Here is a 17,022-nt window from a genome sequence, read left to right on the forward strand (position 1 = left end):
GATGGCCATACACCTACTCGCTCAACCTACGCATCGGCCGTCTGAGCGGCATTGCGTCAACCCTGTGCTTACTTCTTGCGCTTGTGGCAATACGTATCGGTATGTCGAGCCGCAGCCAGGAGGCTGGAGCATGAGCATGTGGTGGTCCCTCCATTTGCGGCGCGAAGCTGCGAGCGTTCCGCTCGCCCGGCGCCTGCTCATCGGGACTATGGAGACCGCGGGCGTGGATCCCGACGTTTCCTTCGATCTCTCCGTTGCCCTGAGCGAGGCCTGCGCCAACGCCGTGGAGCACGGAGGGGGAGCGGCCCCCGGCGGATCCTCGGGCGCATACCGGGTGACGGCCTACCTCGACGGCGAGAAGTGCCGCATCGAAGTCGCCGACTCCGGGCCCGGATTCCCTGCGGGGCGGACCCGTCCGACGGCACGCCCCGCCCCCGGAGACGCCGAGCGCGGTCGGGGGCTGTGCCTCATCCAGGAGCTTGCCGATGATGTGCAGTTCGGCAACAAGCCGGGCAGAGACGGCGGAGCGGTGGTCAGCTTCGACAAGATCCTCAAGTGGAGGGAAGACGCGCCGCTGGTGACGGTGTAGGCGGGGAACGGCCGAACTCTCGACTTCTCCCCCAAGCTCTCGGCTTCGCTCGAGCAGGGGGGACCCCCACGAGCAGGGAGGGACCCCCACCCGTGTGACCGGCAGGGGCGTACCCGAGCCCTCCGGGCACGACAGTGGCCGGGCACCCCCACGGCGCCCGGCCACCTCATCCGAATGTGCTGCTCAGCCCTTGAGCTTCGCCATCCACAGCTCGACCTCGTCGGAGCGGCGCGGCAGCCCCACCGACAGGTTCCGGTTGCCGTTCTCCGTCACGAGGATGTCGTCCTCGATACGGACCCCGATGCCGCGGTACTCCTCCGGCACCGTCAGATCGTCCGCCTGGAAGTACAGGCCGGGCTCGACGGTCAGGCACATGCCCGGCTCCAGCGTGCCGTCCACGTACGTCTCGGTCCGCGCGACCGCGCAGTCGTGGACGTCCAGGCCGAGCATGTGACCGGTGCCGTGCAGGGTCCAGCGGCGCTGCAGCCCCAGCTCCAGGACCCGCTCGACCGGGCCCTCGACTAGACCCCACTCGACCAGCTTCTCGGTCAGCACGCGCTGCGCGGCGTCATGGAAGTCGCGGTACTTGGCGCCCGGCTTCACGGCCGCGATGCCGGCCTCCTGGGCCTCGTACACGGCGTCGTAGATCTTCCGCTGGATTTCGGTGTACGTGCCGTTGATCGGCAGGGTGCGCGTGACGTCGGCCGTGTAGAGGCTGTGGGTCTCCACGCCCGCGTCCAGCAGGAGCAGGTCGCCGGAGCGCACGGGACCGTCGTTGCGCACCCAGTGCAGGGTGCAGGCGTGCGGTCCTGCGGCGCAGATCGAGCCGTAGCCGATGTCGTTGCCCTCGACGCGGGCGCGCAGGAAGAACGTGCCCTCGATGTAGCGCTCGCTGGTCGCCTCGGCCTTGTCCAGGACCTTCACGACGTCCTCGAAGCCGCGCACGGTCGAGTCCACGGCCTTCTGCAGCTCGCCGACCTCGAACTCGTCCTTGACCAGCCGGGCCTCGGAGAGGAAGACGCGCAGCTCCTCGTCGCGCTCGCCCGTCACCTTGTCGGTGAGGGCGGCCTCGATCCCGGCGTCGTACCCGCGCACGACCCGGACAGGCCCCGTGGCCTCGCGCAACTTGCCGGTCAGCTCGCGCACGTCGGCGGCGGGGATGCCGTACAGCTGCTCGGCCTCCGCGAGGGAGTGGCGGCGGCCGACCCACAGCTCGCCCTGGCCGTCCAGCCAGAACTCGCCGTTCTCGCGGTCGGAGCGCGGCAGCAGATAGATCGTCGCCTGATGGCTGTTCGTCCCGTCCGGGAAGGTCGTCGGCTCCAGGACGAGGACGCCGTCCTCGGTCTGGTTCCCGGTGAGGTACGCGTACTCGACGGAGGCGCGGAAGGGGTACTCGGTGTCGTTCGAGCGGGTCTTCAGATTGCCCGCGGGAATGACGAGGCGCTCACCCGGGAAGCGCGCGGAGAGCGCGGCGCGGCGGCGCGCCGTGTGCTCGGCCTGGGGGATCGGCTGCAGGCCGCGCAGCTCGGTGTCGGCCCAGCCGGACTTCATGTTCTCGGCGAGCTCGTCGGACACGCCCGGGTACAGGCCGTTCTTGCGCTGCTTGATCGGCTCTTCGGCTTCGGTCTCCGGCCCCGCTGCGGTAGCAGCAGAGTCCAAAGCTTCCGGGAGCTCGTCGGCCACGGTCATCCTCCTCGATACGGCACTGGACCTTCCCCCGGGCTCTCGGTGGTGATCGAGCAGGGGGGACCTCCACCATCGTACGGGCGCAGGTAAGGGGGCCCAGGGCCCAAGGACCTGTCGCGAGGAGGTCTGACGCCAGATGGCCCGCTCACTCGAAGCGGGCCGCCAGCAGCACCACGTCCTCCTCGCTCTCGGCCTCGGCGAGCCCGTCCGGCAGCACCTGGCGCAGGACGTGGTCGGCGATGCCTTCGGGGTCCTGTCTCAGCACTCGCGGCACGCTCGCCGCCGCCGCGTGCAGCCGTGCGAAAGCCCGGTCCATGGGATCGCCGGTGCGGTGCAGCAGGCCGTCGGTGCACAGCAATACCGTTTCGCCAGGCTCCGGCCGGATTTCCACGCTCGGCGCCTCCCAGCACGTCAGCATTCCCAGCGGCGCGGACAGCGACGTCTCCACGAACTCCGTGCGCCGCTCGCCGACGATCAGCGGCGGGCTGTGCCCGGCTCCGGCCAGCGTGATCTTGCGCAGCAGGGGTTCGCAGTACGCGAACAGGGCGGTGGCGCTCCGCGCGGGCTCGGTCAGCCGCATCAGCAGTTCGAGATCGGACAGCACGGCGACCGGATCCTCGCCCTCCATCACCGCGTACGCCCGCAGGGACGCCCTCAGCCGCCCCATCGCGGCCACCGCGCTCGGTCCGCAGCCGGTGACGGAGCCGACGGCGAGTCCGAGCGCGCCCTCGGGCAGCGGCAGCGCGTCGTACCAGTCGCCTCCGCCGCGCGGGCCGGTGCGATGGCGGGCGGCGAGCTGCACCCCGGCGACCCGGGGCAGCCGTGCGGGCAGCAGCTCACCAGTGATGGTCGCGACGGTCGAGCGGGCCCGCTCCAGTTCGAGCAGCCGGGCCAGATGCTCGGTTGCGTAGCGCGCATAGAGGCCCACGAGGTGCCGCTGCCGTTCGACGGGCTCGGCCGGCTCGTCGTACAGCCAGACCGCCGCGCCGAGCCGGCCCGCCGCATCCGTGGCCAGCGCCAGCGTGTAGCTGGCGGCGAAACCGAGGCGCGCCGCGACCGCGCGATGGCGCGGATCCAGCTCCTCCTCGGCGAACAGGTCGGGGTGCGCGATCTCGGCGTCACCGCCCGGAAGCCCCTCCAGAATCCGCCCGTACGAGGTGGAGCTGCGCGGCACCGTCTCCATATGGCCGAGATCGGCGCGGCCCAGGCCGAGACCGATCGTGGTGTCCGGGCCGTCGCCGTCGGCAGGCTCCAGGATCACGAGACCGCGGCGGGCGCCGACGAGAGCGGCTCCGGCGTCCAGCAGTTCGTGCAGGGCGCCGTCCAAGGACGCCGTGCGGGCCAGCCGTTCGGTGAGTTCGTGCAGCGTGGTGAGGTCGGAGACCCAGCCGGCGAGCCGGTCCTGGAGCACGGCGCAGGTGGCGCTGGGGGAAACGGCCGACGGGGAACCCGATGCGGAGGATGCGGGCGCGACAGTGTGTGCGGGCGGTGGAACCGTTGAATCGATTCCAGCCACTTTCGGGAGGCGGGGGACGTTCATGGCGTCCGGCTTTCGGGACGGTGCGTATTGCCCAATAGCATCGCAAACCCCCATGTCAATCTGCACCGCTAGCAGTGTCTCCACATCTACACGCACTCGTCAGGGGATGTCCAGCATTGTCCTGCTGGGATTCCTGGTGTCCATGAGGTGCGTCTGATGATGTGAACTTGGCCAAAAATTGCCCCAGGTAACGGCATATTGCGGTCGACTGGTTTTGTTCGACGGAGCGTCATCGCGGTTGTGATGGGTACGTACTCGGTGAAGGCCAGGGGCAGTTGGGGATCATCCCGGAACCTGGCGCCGGACCCGGGCGTCTTAACCACCGACGACCGTGACCCCATCCTCCCGTGGCGGAGGCGGCGAGAACCACGCGCGACGGCAAACGCCAGGCGCCGCCACCCCCGCGCCATGCTTTTAATGGACGCAGCCGACGCTTGGCGCTGCGGCTCATCGGGGTTTCCCCCTGCCTCGGGCTGGGGTGTGATGCGCCTGCTTGTACGCACAGTAAGTGATGCACACAAGGTGTGACGTGACCCTCGGCGTTCAACGGAAAGGAACGAGCGCTCATGCGCGAGATCCCCGGAAGGCGACGCAGGATCCTCTCCAGGCGAAACAACGGGAGGCCTGAGTTGATCAGCGCGGCCCTGAACTTCGCGACCGCATGGCAGTGGCCCGTACTCCCGGGTGTGGGGCTCCGGACGCGAGGCGCCGACCTCTGCGCCTGCCCCGACCCGGAGTGCACGGTGCCCGGCGCTCATCCCTTCGACCCCGTGCTGCTTGCCGCCACCACCGACGAGCCCATGGTGCGCTGGTGGTGGACGAACCGGCCCGAGGCGCCGATCGTGCTCGCCACCGGAGGCCGCGCGCCGTGCGCGGTCAGCCTGCCGGCGCTCGCGGGCGCCCGCGCCCTAGCGGCGCTCGACCGCAGGGACGTGCGGCTGGGCCCGGTCGTCGCGAACCCGGACCGCTGGTTCCTGCTCGTCGCGCCCTACTCGCTGGAGCAGCTCGGCGAGCTGCTGTACGCCAAGGACCACGTGCCCGGTTCCCTCCGCTTCCACGGCGACGGCGGCTATCTGGCACTGCCCCCGTCGGTGACCGGCCAGGGCCAGGTCCGCTGGGAGCGCGCTCCGCTCCCCGGCTCCGCGGCCCCCTGGCTGCCCGACGTCGAAGCCGTCGTCGACACCGTGGTGGAAGCCCTCACTCGTACGGGTGTGAGCGCACCCGAGTTGTAGGGGCAACCGGCGCGCGGCGAACTGTGCGACTGCGAACCGCCGTTATCTTCAGGCCATGCTCTGTCTCCCCGGGGGGCGTTCCCCGGATCTCCGGATGCGTTCCCCCGGCCACCGGAGGCGCCCCCCGACCCCTCGTCTGATCGTGCTCTCCGTCCTTGTGGCGCTGACGGCTCTGCTGCCGTTGACCGGAGCATCGGCCGGACCGGCGCACGAGGACGTGACAGGCGGGTCGGGACCGGCGGCCCGTACCGCGGAGGCCGCTCGCACGGCTCCGGAACCGGGCGCGGATAGCGCCGCACCCGCTGGAGACCTCGCGAGCGGGAGTGACAGCACCGGGAGTGACAGCACCGGGGGTGAGAGCACCGGGGATGACAGCACGTCGTCGCCGTCGTCATCGTCCGAGGCGTCCGGCCCGGTCGCCGCCGCCCGGTGCGGTCCGGATCTCTCGTCGACCGACGGCATCGAGGCCCAGACCTGCGTGCTGACGCAGGGAGATCAGACCTGGGCGCGCACTTACTACCGCAACGAGACCGGCCGGGAACTCATTTCCGTACTGACGCTGATGGTCCCGGACGGGCAAACGGTGCAGATGCACTGCGCGGTGACTGCGGGGGACACCTCCGGGGCGTGCGAAACGCCGAGGGAGCGCACGACGGGGGATGCGGCGGCGTATGCGGCGGTGGCGGAGTTCGCGGCGACAGGCGCCGCCCCGGGCAGCCAGGAGGCCGAACCGCTGCTGCTGCGCTCGGGCAGCGATGAACCTGCCTGATCATGAGGCGGGTTGAGGCACGAGGCATCCGGGGGCGAAGTCGCGGCGTCCGGGGTGTGTCCGGCGGCTGGTGCCCGGACATGGAAGCGCCCGGTTGCTGGCGACGGGGGATGCACCAGCAACCGGGCTCGATTGAACGGTAACAAGAGATCGGCTGTTCGCAAATTCGATCTCGTGGATCCGGGCACCGAATAACCTGCATTTGCAGGGAGTTGTGACAGGAGTCACGGCTGATCTGAAGATCTCCGGTTGATTGCCCGGGCAGCTGTGCGTCAGCTGAGAGTCACCTGTCGATTGGTGAGGCCACCGCGCGCGCGGCGCTCGTCCGCCGTGAGCGGCGCGTCGGACGCGAGCGCCGCGGCGAGCCGCTCGGCGAACTCGGCCGCCGGCTTCTCGATGTCCTCGGCCGAGACGCCCGAGGGCAGATCCCAGACCGGAACCGTGAGCCCGTGCGCACGGAACGAGCCGACCAGGCGCGTGCCCTCACCGAGCCCCGACGCACCGGCCGCGTGCAGCCGCGCGAGCGCGTCGATGAGCTGCTCCTCGGGGTACGGCATGACCCAGCGCAGATGGTTCTTCTCCGGTGTCTCGCACCAGTACGCGGCGTCGACGCCGGAGAGCTTCACGGTGGGGATCGCCGCGGCGTTCGCCCGCTCCAGTGAGGCGGCGACCTCCGGCGATGCGTTCTCCGAGTCGGGGACCCAGAACTCGAACCCCGAGTGCACGACCGGCTCGAAGGGTGCCTTCGGGTCGAGGAGATCCTGCAGACGCGGGGCGTCCGAGGGAGCGCGGCGGCCCTGGACGGGCGTGCCCGGCTCGGCGGTCAGCGCGCGCTGCAGGGTGTCGGCGAGATCGCGGCTGATGTCGCCGGACGGGGTGTCGTTCTGCAGGCCGAGCAGCACGGAGCCGTCGTCGCGGCGCAGCGCCGGCCACGCCATGGGCAGCACGGTCGCGAGGGTCACCGACGGAACTCCCTCCGGAAGCCCGCCCTTCAGGGTCAGTTCGACGGTCGCGGCGGGCACCAACTCGCGCAGCGCGATCCAGTCCCCTTCGCCGGCCAGGCCCTCGAAGGGGCGGTGCACCAACTCGGTCACCGCGTGCGCGGCGGCCCTGCCATGGCATGCCTTGTAGCGACGGCCCGAACCGCACGGGCAGGCTTCGCGGGCTCCGACCACCGGCACGTCACCCTCGGCGCCTGCGGTGCGGGCGGTGCGGGCGCCATTGGTGATCTGCGCCTTCTTGGCCTTGGTCTGACTGCGCTTTTTGGCCATCTTGGGTGTCTCCCGCCAGCGGCTGGTCCTGTTACGGGCGCGAGCCTAGCCGCTCGTACGGACAGCGGCGGGGATCAGCCCGGCACGACGGCCGTGGCGGCGGCACAAGCGGGGCGAGTCGGTCCATGTCGCCGGTTCCGCCAGAGGCGGTGCCGGTTCAGTCCATGTCGTCGAACGCGTCCGCGAAGTCCAGGTCCGATATGTCCGGCATCGCGGACACCGGGGGCGCCGCGATGCGCGAAGCGAAGTCATCGCGCCGGTGGCCGTGCACATCGCCATGGACCACGACCCACACCGTGACCTCACCCTGGGCGTCGTCCCGGACACCCCAGTCGTCGGCCAGTGCCGTGATGATGTTGAGCCCGCGGCCGCCATGTGCGGTGACCGAGGGCGTGGCCGGAACCGGGCGGGTCGGACCACCGCCGTCCGTCACCTCGACCATGAGCCGGCCGCCGGCGTCCACGCTCCACGCGGCCCTGACGTCCCCATCACCGGCGAGGGCATCGCCCAGCGGTCTGCCGTGCCGGCAGGCATTGCTGAGCAGTTCGGAAAGGATCAGTACTGCATCGTCTATGACCGAGTCCGGTACGCCACCTATGCGCAACTGATCGCGCATCCGGTGTCTCGCTTCCCCCACGCCCGCAGGGCCATGGGGCACGGCCATGCTTGACGACGTGGGCACCTCCTGTGCCACCACCAACGCCACCCCCGAGACCTCCTTCGCCCCACGCCACGGTGTGGATGCCCCAATGGGTTCGACGGGAAACCGGCCAATACACGGCCTGTGACGCACTCGTCACGATCGAATACGGATCGAACGCGCCGGTGCACTCCCTGTAACGGGCGCTGAGGCTGCCGACAGGGGCTAATTACGGCCAAGTTGGGACAGAACCTGCCGGGGGCGATTGGTGATGATCGCGTCGACGCCCAGTTCGGCACAGAGCTCCACATCGGCGGGCTGGTCGACGGTCCAGACATGCACCTGGTGGCCCGCCTGCTTCAGCCTGGCGACGTATCCCGGGTGGCTGCGGACGATGCGGATGCCGGGCCCCGCGATGCCCACCCCCACCGGCAGCCGTCCGTCGCGCAGCCGCGGCGAGAGGAACTGCATCAGGTATACGGCGGGCAGGGTGGGCGACGCCGCCCGGATGCGGTGCAGCGAGCGCGCCGAGAAGCTCATGATCCGTACCGGCGAGGGCCCCTCGGCGGGCGGCGAGTCCAGCCCGAAGCGCTTGAGGAGGGCCAGCAGCCGCTCCTCCACCTGGCCGGCCCAGCGCGTGGGGTGCTTCGTCTCGATGGCCAGCCCGACCGGGCGGCCCGCGTCGGCCACGAGTTCGAGCAGCCGCTCCAGGGTGAGGACGGATGTGTCCTCCGGGTCCGGGTGCTCCTCCCAGTCGGGGCTCTCCTCCCAGCCGCGGTCCCCTGCGGGGGTCTGCTGCTTCTTCCAGGAGCCGAAGTCGAGCGCGGCGAGGTCGGCGAGCTCCAGGGCCGAGACGGCGCCGCGGCCGTTGGACGTACGGTTGACGCGTCGGTCGTGGACGCAGACGAGATGGCCGTCCGCGGTCAGCCGCACATCGCATTCCAGGGCGTCGGCCCCGTCCTCGATCGCCTTCTTGTATGCGGCCAGGGTGTGTTCGGGAGCGTCCTCGGAGGCTCCACGGTGGGCGACGACCTCGATCAGGTGCTGTCGTGCGTAGGTCACCGCGTCATGGTGCCACCGCTGCGGGGTAGACGTGGGAGAGAGGGTGCCGGAGAGGGCCCGGCGATGGGTGGCGCGAAATGGCCTGTCCGGCTGGAGGGCCCTCCCCGGATGCGTCCGTTTCGTCGGAGATAAAGGATGGCATCGGACGCACAGGAACGGCTTATGGTGCCCTGACGTCCCTTGGTAAAAGCTGACCGCATACAAATGCACAGCTGGACCGTGCCGGTTCGTGGCCGTAGGCGACCGAGTACGACCGAGAAGAACAGCCCTGGATCGAGGAGAAGAGCTGTGAGCACCGAGAACGAGGGCACTGTGGTACCCCCGGCCCCGTCTGCACCTCCTGTGCCGGTGGAAACTCCCGCCACATCCGCGACGCCCGGCAGCGCGGCGCCCGGAGCGCCGGGCCAGGGTTCCGCGGGCGCCACGGCACATCCGCAGGGTGACCACGTGACCGCTCAGCATGGGCAGGCCGCGCATGAGCAGAGTGCCCTTGGTCAGGCTGCGGGTGCGTACGGCGCGGCGTATCAGCACGCCGATGCCGCTCACGGCGGGACGCCAGGCCAGGGCGCCCCGGAGTCGCACGGTGGCGCGGCGTCGAACGGGGGCGCGGCGGGGCACGGGAGTGCATCCGCCGGTGAGTGGCCGCCTCCCCCGCCGCCGACCGTTCCCTCATACGCGGGAGGCGGCGGCGGATCCGGCTGGGGCTCCTCGTACCAGCCTCCTCAGCCGAAGCCCGGCGGGCGGCGCGGCGGACTCGTCGCCGCGGTGCTGGCGGCCGCGTTGCTGGCAGGAGGCGTCGGCGGCGGCGTCGGCTACTGGGCGGCGGAGCGCAACGACACCGCGAGCTCGACGACCGTCTCCGTCTCGGACACCCCCTCGGATCTGAAGCGCGATCCCGCCTCGGTCGCCGGGATCGCCGCCGCGGCGCTGCCCAGCGTCGTGACCATCGAGGCCACGGCCGGCGACGGAGAGGGCGGCACGGGCACCGGCTTCGTCTACGACACGCAGGGCCACATCCTCACCAACAACCATGTGGTGGCCTCGGCTGCCGACGGCGGCAAGCTCTCCGCCACCTTCTCCGACGGCAAGAAGTACAACGCCGAGGTGATCGGCCGCGCCCAGGGCTACGACGTCGCGGTCATCAAGCTGAAGAACGCCCCCGACGACCTGAAGCCGTTGCCGCTCGCCGACTCCGACAAGGTGGCCGTCGGCGACGCGACGATCGCCATCGGCGCGCCCTTCGGTCTCTCGAACACGGTGACCACGGGCATCGTCAGTGCCAAGAACCGCCCGGTGGCTTCCAGCGACGGCACGGGCACCAGCAAGGCGTCGTACATGAGCGCCCTGCAGACCGACGCCTCCATCAACCCGGGCAACTCCGGCGGTCCCCTCCTCAACGCGCGCGGCGCGGTCATCGGCGTCAACTCGGCCATCCAGTCCGCAAGCAACGGCCTGGACGGTGGCGGCCAGGCCGGCTCGATCGGCCTCGGCTTCGCGATCCCGATCAACCAGGCGAAGAACGTCGCCAACCAGCTGATCAAGGCGGGCGAGCCGGTCTACCCGGTCATCGGCGCCTCGGTCTCCCTCGAGGAGGACGGCGGGGGCGCGAAGATCACCGACGAGGGCGCCAACGGCGCCGACCCGGTCACCCCGGGCGGACCGGCCGACAAGGCGGGCCTCAAGCCCGGCGACGTCATCACCAAGCTCGACGACACGGTGATCGACAGCGGCCCGACCCTGATCGGCGAGATCTGGACCCACCAGCCCGGCGACACCGTCAAGATCACCTTCAAGCGGGACGGCAAGGAGCAGACGGTGGACGTGGTCCTGGGCGAGCGCAAGGGCGACAGCTGACGCGACGCGGCGGCGGGGCCGGCGGAACCGGCCTCGCATCCTGCGCAGGCGTTCCGGAGGGCGGGACGCTCCCGTTCCCATGTCCGTGACAGGTAGGCTGTAGCCGCTCTGCCCCAGGTGGCCGGGGCGAGGTGGGTTGCCCGAGCGGCCTAAGGGAACGGTCTTGAAAACCGTCGTGGCGCAAGCCACCGTGGGTTCAAATCCCACACCCACCGCTTGCAGGTCAGCGTAAGGGCTGGTCAGGAGGGGTGCTTCGGTCGTCGGAGCACCCCTTTCGCGTAGAGGCTGTCTCACCCCTTCTCGCCCGTATCCCACGGTTGACCAGTGCGTATGGGCCATCTGTGGGCCAGGATCAGGGCTGCTCGTCATCGTCGAGAGCGCGGGCGATCAGGTTGTTGGAGTGTTGCTGACCGCCCTTCAGGATCTTGGCGTAGAACCGGTACAGCACAGCGATGCTGTGGCCGGCGCGCGCGGCGACCTCCGCGGGGTCCACCCCCGATTTGATCCAGAGGGACACCCCGGCGTGCCGCAGGGAGTACGGTACCGCGGCCAAGGAAGATTCGACCTCAGCGGGGGTCAGAACGGCCTCCCGCGCTCTGTCCCAGAGGTCGCAGTACTCCGTGGATGCGACCCGACCACCCCGTGCCGCGCGGAACAGTCGGCCGTCGTCCGCGGTGCCATATCGGGCGATGTGCTCGCGGAGCAGGTGAACGAGAACGGGCGGGATCGGCACGGTGCGCGTGGCGCCGCTCTTTCGGCGCTTCAGCCCACGCTTCTCGTACGACGTGCCCTCGTCCGTCCAGCCCCCACCGACTTCCGGGCGGCTCTCGCCCAACAGCAGCTCGCCCCATTCCTTCACGCTGTCTGGGGAGCTGGGTGGCAGCGTGCAGTCCGACTCCTTGAGCGCGACGATCTCACCGGGCCGCATTGCCGCGTAGTAGAGGCACCCAAAGAACGCGTGAAGGTGTTCGCCGCGCGGGCCGGAGTCACGGACGGCCCCGAGAAGGGCGCGTGCCACGGCAGGCCCTGGCACGAACCGAAAGTCAATCTCGTCATCGCTCTCGGGTGCCGTCCAGTCGACGCGCAGGAGCGGGTTCGCGCTTAGGAGTCCCTTCTCGTCCACGGTGTAACGGAGCATGTTGCTCAGCACCATGCGCTTTCGCCGAACCGTGTTCTCGGCGGCCTTCTTCCCGTCCAATCGCAGCGCGAGGGCTTCGAGAGCGGGGCGTAGAAGGGCGGGGTCCTCCAAGTCCTTGACCTTGCGCGAGTTCGCCGCGATCCAGCCGAGCGCGGCGCGGATATCGGCTGGCGGCTCCTCGACAACGTGGCGCGGCGCCCAACTCCCTTCCGAGTTCCTGACCGCGCGGAAGGCCCACTGATACAGCGCCGCACGGAGCACGGTCGCGCGGGGCGCACCGCGCTTGGTGGTGACGAACAGCGGGGTCACCACGGCGAGCGATTCCGCAATGCTCGCCCGGTGCTTGGCGGCGGCGCGTGGCCACTTCATGAGCACGTACTCGGTGGCGTGCTCGAACCAGGACGGGGACGTACGCGCCATCAACTCGGCTGCCGGGAGGCCGGTCTCCTCGTCGAATTGCTGGTGGTCGCGGAGAGCTGCCATAAGCTCTGCCCGACGTCCGTCCGCTTGCGGCTTGAGCTTGAAGCTTCGGGAGTGAGGGCGCTCGCCGACCCGCCAGCGAAGTTCCCATGGCTTCGGGCGCCCGGCGCGCTTACGGATGGACCAGATATCGACGTCGTATCCACGGCTGACATCAACGACGCCGGACGGAGGCGTACCCCAGCGTCCCTGTCCGGCCGTCGTGTCAGCGAGCGGCGGCAGCCGAAGCAGGCCCTGATCGAACTCCGAATGCGGTGGTCAGGTCTCATCTTGGGCCGCCGGGGCTCCGAACGACCCTGGCGAGCACGAAGGGGGTGACTGGGCTGATCAGGCGCTGCGGGGAACCGCTTGGCCGAATCCATGCCGCGCCATCAGGGTGACAAGGAGGAGCTGGGGTGTGAGCGTCCCGGGTCGGCGCGCTGTCCTCCTGCAGTCTGCCCCGAGCGGGTGCGCGAGGCACCTGCGAGAAATGCCGTCACTGGCATGACCGCTGGATGCGGGCGCGTGGCGGCACGCACATGAAAGGCAGCTTGTATGGCCATGCCCACGGTCTTTTCTGATCTGCTCTTCGCGTTCAGACGACGTGCCAGACGTGCCACAGGCCGGCAGCGGTCGAGGAACAGCCGGGCCGGGGCGGTAGCGGTCCTGAGCGCGGTGCTCGTGCTCTTCTGCCCCGGTGTCGCGCTGGCCGCCCCGGGCGACCTGGATCCCACCTTCGACACCGACGGCAAGGTCACCACCGACTTCGCCGGCCGCTTCGACCAGGCTAACGGGGTGGTGGTGCAGCCCGACGGCAAGATCGTTACCGCCGGCCAGAGCAGCACGTTCGCCGGCGGCGACTTCGCGTTGGCCCGCTATAACACTGACGGCAGCCTGGACACCTCCTTCGACACCGACGGCAGGGTGACCACCGACTTCGGCGGCAATGACGGGGCTAACGGGGTGGTGGTGCAGCCCGACGGCAAGATCGTCGCCGCTGGCTTTGCTGCCACGGACGGCACCGACTTCGCGCTGGCCCGCTATAACACTGACGGCAGCCTGGACACCTCCTTCGACACCGACGGCAAGGTGACCACCGACTTCACCCTCAACGGCCCCGCCAACGACGTGGCTTTGGGTCTGGCGCTGCAGGACGACGGCAAGATTGTCGCCGCCGGCAATAGCAACTCGGGGGGCAGCATTGACTTCGCGTTGGCCCGCTACGACATCGACGGCAGTCTGGACACCGACTTCGACGTCGACGGCAAGGTGACCACCGACTTCGCCGGCGGCCAAGACCGTGCTAACGCGGTAGTGGTGCAGGCCGACGGCAGGATCGTTGCCGCCGGCCAGGGCGAATCGGGCGGCGACGGATTCGACTTCGCGTTGGCCCGCTACGACATCGACGGCAGCCTGGACACCGACTTCGACGCCGACGGCACGGTGACCACCGACTTCGGCGGCACCGACAACGGTCGCGGGGTGGCGCTGCAGACCGACGGCAAGATCGTCGCCGCCGGCACCAGCGACTCGGGCGGCAGCAGTGACTTCGCGTTGGCCCGCTACGACATCGACGGCAGCCTGGACACCGACTTCGACGCCGACGGCACGGTGACCACCGACTTCGGCGGCACCGACAACGCTCGCGGGGTAGTGGTGCAGACCGACGGCAAGATCGTCGCCGCCGGCACCAGCGACTCGGGCGACGGTGGCGACTTCGCGCTGGCCCGCTACAACAGCAACGGCAGCCTGGACACCTCTTTCGGCACCGGCGGCACGGTGACCACCGACTTCGGCGGCACCGACGAGGCTCACGCGGTGGCACTGCAGACCGACGGCAAGATCATCGCTGCTGGCCTTAGCGCCCCAGGCGAGGCCCTCGACTTCGCGCTGGCCCGTTACGAGGGCGGCGTTGCCCCTGTCGGCGTGGACGTGTCCGTCACCAAGACCGGGCCGGCCACCGTCGAGCTGGGCGATCAAGTCTCCTACACCGTGACGGTGACCAACAACAGCACCACCGACTCGGCCACCAACGTCACGCTGGCCGACACCGTCACCGGACCCGGTCAATTGGTGTCCGCCACGCCCAGTCAGGGCACCTGCACCACCACATCCACCAGCGCCTCCTGCGCCCTGGGCTCCCTCGGCCCCGGCGCCAGCGCCACGGTGACCGTCGTCGTCGAGCCCACGGCCACCGGCACCATCTCCGACACCGCCACGGCCCAGGCCACGGAACCCGACCCCGAGCCCGACAACAACACCGACACCGCGACCACCACCGTCGAGGACGCTCCCCCTGCCGGCGTGGACGTGTCCGTCACCAAGACCGGGCCAGCCACCGCCAAGCTGGGCCAAAACATCTCCTACACCGTGACGGTGACCAACAACAGCACCACCGACCCGGCCACCGACGTCACGCTGGACGACACCCTCACCGGCCCCGGTCGACTGGTGTCTGCCACGCCCAGCCAGGGCACCTGCACCACCACACCCACCAGCGCCTCATGCGCCCTGGGCATCCTCGACTCCGGTGCCAGCGCCACGGTGACCGTCGTCGTCGAACCCACGGCCAGGGGCACCATCTCCGACACCGCCACGGCCCAGGCCACGGAACCCGACCCCGAGCCGGACAACAACACCGACACCGCGACCACCACCGTGAAGAAAAAGAAGTGTCCGCCCTATGACCACAAGGGGTGCAAAAAGCCAGGTAAGCCCAAGCCATGGGATGCACTTGTGGGATGAACTTGAAGCGCTGAGCCCCGGGCGTTAGTTCCGGCGGCGACCCCGGCGGGCCGGGGTCGCCGCCACGGCTCCAGGGACCGTACGGACGTGTGCCGGAGCGGGCCGCCCCGCTGCCCTGCGCCACCCTCCGCGGGCCATGTGTGGGCCAGGAGGCGCAATTTCGGTTTGTTGTGCGCCATTCTCGCAGGTCACCGCGCATCCGCGCCCTACAGCCGCAACGCTCTTGAAAACCGTCGTGGCGCGAGTCACCGTGGGTTCAAATCCCACACCCACCGCCAGGTGATACGGCCCCTGACCAGGGAAAACGGTCAGGGGCCGTGCTGCTGCTCACTGCCCGCGCGTAACCGTTGGCACGCGATCCGTGAGCGGGTCCTCCCTGGGCGGCGCGCTGGAGTCCCTCGGACCGGGCCCGGTCCACCACCATCGCGATCAGCTGGCCATCCGAAACCACATCGGCCAGCCGACCGGCCGGGGCCTCGCCCTGGCTCGACTCGACGTCCTGCTTGGACACGTGACGTATCTCCCTTGATCGGCAGATCCGCCGTTGGTTTCACAGTCCCGCGGGTCGCTGGATGCCCTGGAAGGACAGAAGGGCGTTGAGTGGAACACTCGACCTCAGTGGGTCAGGCTGTAGACATGCGGTCGCTCTTCCGCTCATCTGGCCCATCAGGAGCGGTCGGTCATAGCCGGGTCCATTTCAGACTCGCGCAGTGTGTGCCGTTCATGATCGTACTTTTCGCGCTGGGAATCGAGCTCTCGCCCGCACACGCTGTGGTCACCGGCCCCATCCTCGCCGCTGTACCGGCTTTGGCTTCGCTGACAATGGGCCCGAAAGGCACCTTTTCCGCAGCGACTGGAGCTTTGGCTGTCACCGTGACCACGGCCACCCTCCACCAGAGCTGGGGTGGCCAGGTCTACAGCAACCTCCTGTCTCTACTCGTGGTGTCGGCAGCCAGTGTCACCATGAGTAAGGCCATGTGTGCGCGTAGGCAGATCGAGCTCGATCAAGTTCGCCGGGTCGCCGCGGCAGCACAACGGGTCCTCTTGCGACCTGTGCCGGCCCGGCTGGGTCCGGTGCGGGTGGCCAGCATGTACCTCGCGGCCGAGACGGGAGCGCAGATCGGCGGCGATCTGTACGAGGCGGCGCAAACCCGGTACGGGGTTCGGATGATCGTGGGTGACGTCCGTGGCAAGGGGCTGCCTGCCGTGCGCTTGGCCGCGGCCGTGCTGGGTGCGTTCCGGGAGGCCGTGCACTATGAGGATGAACTCGTGGAGGTGGTGAACCACTGCGCGGCTGCGCTGAAACGGGAGTGCGCCGTGCCAAGTGCGGTCGATCGGGACGACGAGGAAGATCAGGCCGAGGATTTCGTCACCGCGCTCGTGGCTCAGGTGTCCGATGGATTCGTGGTCCAGGTGGTCAACCGCGGCCATCCGCCCCCACTCGTACTGCGCCAGGGCAAGGTGGAGGCCTTGATGCCCACCTCACCACTGCCACCGCTGGGCCTGGAAGAGTTCATTACCGCTCGTCCTGGCGGGGCGGAGAGCTATCCGTTCATGCCCGGTGACCGTCTGCTGCTGCACACCGACGGCGTGATCGAAGCTCGGGGCCCTGACGACGAGTTCTTCGACCTGCCCGAGGCCATGGAAGCGGTGCACCCGTGTACCAGGTCGGAGTTCCTGGAACAACTGCACCAGGGATTGATCCGTCATACCGGGGGCTACCTCGCGGACGATGCGGCGATGCTCCTCGTTGAACGGCTCGACGAAGAAGGCAATGAGGTAGGCGAAGCTGCCGCCCGCCGTCGACTCACAGGCCTGCCGTCCCTGTCGGCTCGGCTGAATCGAGCTGCCTTACACCTCGCTGGTGGCCATCGGCAGCGCTGGCTCTGTCCACACGTCACAGCGGGTGGTCGACCGCGGGTGGTGGCCCGCGGGTGGTCGACCGGCCGTTTTTCGGAGCAGTGTGACCTTCGGGGAGGTGCCAAGCCCTGCCAAGCCCTGCCAAGCCCTGCCGGGCGGCTGCCTATGCCGATTCTG

The 17,022-nt window shown here is 69.5% G+C and carries 12 protein-coding genes, 1 tRNA gene and 1 pseudogene; 8 read left to right on the top strand and 6 right to left on the bottom strand.

Going from position 1 to position 17,022, the window contains the following annotated elements:
* Positions 1-130 precede the first annotated feature (130 nt).
* On the top strand, positions 131-589 hold the full coding sequence (locus H1D24_RS06330; protein WP_181656354.1) for an ATP-binding protein: 459 nt from the start codon (positions 131-133) through the stop codon (positions 587-589).
* Positions 590-772: 183 nt separating this feature from the next.
* On the opposite strand, the gene H1D24_RS06335 is transcribed toward H1D24_RS06330, so the two are convergent.
* Both H1D24_RS06335 and H1D24_RS06340 read right to left on the bottom strand, forming a co-directional pair.
* On the bottom strand, positions 773-2,278 hold the full coding sequence (locus H1D24_RS06335; protein ID WP_181656355.1) for an aminopeptidase P family protein: 1,506 nt from the start codon (positions 2,276-2,278) through the stop codon (positions 773-775).
* Between the two features lie 142 nt (positions 2,279-2,420).
* Positions 2,421-3,815, bottom strand: a complete 1,395-nt coding sequence (locus tag H1D24_RS06340) for a PP2C family protein-serine/threonine phosphatase (RefSeq protein ID WP_258563846.1) — start codon at positions 3,813-3,815, stop codon at positions 2,421-2,423.
* Between the two features lie 566 nt (positions 3,816-4,381).
* Between H1D24_RS06340 and H1D24_RS06345 the strand changes: the two genes are divergently transcribed.
* Together H1D24_RS06345 and H1D24_RS06350 are read left to right on the top strand one after the other, a co-directional pair.
* Complete coding sequence (locus H1D24_RS06345) at positions 4,382-5,047, top strand: bifunctional DNA primase/polymerase (RefSeq protein ID WP_181656357.1); 666 nt, start codon at positions 4,382-4,384, stop codon at positions 5,045-5,047.
* 142 nt (positions 5,048-5,189) lie between these two features.
* On the top strand, positions 5,190-5,816 hold the full coding sequence (locus H1D24_RS06350; RefSeq protein ID WP_309484215.1) for a hypothetical protein: 627 nt from the start codon (positions 5,190-5,192) through the stop codon (positions 5,814-5,816).
* A gap of 272 nt (positions 5,817-6,088) precedes the next feature.
* Here H1D24_RS06350 and H1D24_RS06355 read toward each other — a convergent pair whose 3' ends face one another.
* The 3 genes from H1D24_RS06355 to H1D24_RS06365 form a co-directional block, all read right to left on the bottom strand.
* Positions 6,089-7,087, bottom strand: coding sequence for a DUF5926 family protein (locus H1D24_RS06355; protein WP_181656358.1), 999 nt, complete (start codon positions 7,085-7,087; stop codon positions 6,089-6,091).
* 157 nt (positions 7,088-7,244) lie between these two features.
* Positions 7,245-7,880, bottom strand: a complete 636-nt coding sequence (locus tag H1D24_RS06360; RefSeq protein ID WP_181656359.1) for an ATP-binding protein — start codon at positions 7,878-7,880, stop codon at positions 7,245-7,247.
* 72 nt (positions 7,881-7,952) lie between these two features.
* Positions 7,953-8,789, bottom strand: a complete 837-nt coding sequence (locus H1D24_RS06365) for a glycerophosphodiester phosphodiesterase (protein ID WP_181656360.1) — start codon at positions 8,787-8,789, stop codon at positions 7,953-7,955.
* 288 nt (positions 8,790-9,077) lie between these two features.
* Between H1D24_RS06365 and H1D24_RS06370 the strand changes: the two genes are divergently transcribed.
* On the top strand, positions 9,078-10,643 hold the full coding sequence (locus H1D24_RS06370) for a S1C family serine protease (RefSeq protein ID WP_181656361.1): 1,566 nt from the start codon (positions 9,078-9,080) through the stop codon (positions 10,641-10,643).
* Positions 10,644-10,773: 130 nt separating this feature from the next.
* Positions 10,774-10,858, top strand: a tRNA-Ser gene (locus tag H1D24_RS06375).
* 137 nt (positions 10,859-10,995) lie between these two features.
* Here H1D24_RS06375 and H1D24_RS06380 read toward each other — a convergent pair.
* Positions 10,996-12,264: a tyrosine-type recombinase/integrase gene (locus H1D24_RS06380; RefSeq protein WP_258563847.1), complete on the bottom strand. Its 1,269-nt coding sequence runs from the start codon at positions 12,262-12,264 to the stop codon at positions 10,996-10,998.
* Between the two features lie 531 nt (positions 12,265-12,795).
* Between H1D24_RS06380 and H1D24_RS06385 the strand changes: the two genes are divergently transcribed.
* The 3 genes and pseudogenes from H1D24_RS06385 to H1D24_RS43500 all read left to right on the top strand — a co-directional run.
* A complete protein-coding gene (locus tag H1D24_RS06385; protein ID WP_181656362.1) occupies positions 12,796-14,985 on the top strand; it encodes a DUF11 domain-containing protein in 2,190 nt (729 codons plus the stop codon).
* Between the two features lie 361 nt (positions 14,986-15,346).
* Positions 15,347-15,514: a sulfotransferase family protein gene (locus H1D24_RS06390; RefSeq protein ID WP_181656363.1), complete on the top strand. Its 168-nt coding sequence runs from the start codon at positions 15,347-15,349 to the stop codon at positions 15,512-15,514.
* 638 nt (positions 15,515-16,152) lie between these two features.
* Positions 16,153-16,683, top strand: a pseudogene (locus tag H1D24_RS43500) (PP2C family protein-serine/threonine phosphatase); the annotation flags it as partial.
* Positions 16,684-17,022: the final 339 nt, after the last annotated feature.

Origin of the sequence: Streptomyces himalayensis subsp. himalayensis (genome assembly GCF_013778455.1) — a bacterium.
Lineage (GTDB): Bacteria > Actinomycetota > Actinomycetes > Streptomycetales > Streptomycetaceae > Streptomyces > Streptomyces himalayensis.

Excerpts from the sequence above, each read along its gene's own strand:
- H1D24_RS06330 (WP_181656354.1), top strand. The coding sequence starts at position 131 with ATGAGCATGTGGTGGTCCCTCCATTTGCGGCGCGAAGCTGCGAGCGTT.
- H1D24_RS06335 (WP_181656355.1), bottom strand. The coding sequence starts at position 2,278 with ATGACCGTGGCCGACGAGCTCCCGGAAGCTTTGGACTCTGCTGCTACC.
- H1D24_RS06340 (WP_258563846.1), bottom strand. The coding sequence starts at position 3,815 with ATGAACGTCCCCCGCCTCCCGAAAGTGGCTGGAATCGATTCAACGGTT.
- H1D24_RS06345 (WP_181656357.1), top strand. The coding sequence starts at position 4,382 with ATGCGCGAGATCCCCGGAAGGCGACGCAGGATCCTCTCCAGGCGAAAC.
- H1D24_RS06355 (WP_181656358.1), bottom strand. The coding sequence starts at position 7,087 with ATGGCCAAAAAGCGCAGTCAGACCAAGGCCAAGAAGGCGCAGATCACC.
- H1D24_RS06380 (WP_258563847.1), bottom strand. The coding sequence starts at position 12,264 with ATGGCAGCTCTCCGCGACCACCAGCAATTCGACGAGGAGACCGGCCTC.
- H1D24_RS06385 (WP_181656362.1), top strand. The coding sequence starts at position 12,796 with ATGGCCATGCCCACGGTCTTTTCTGATCTGCTCTTCGCGTTCAGACGA.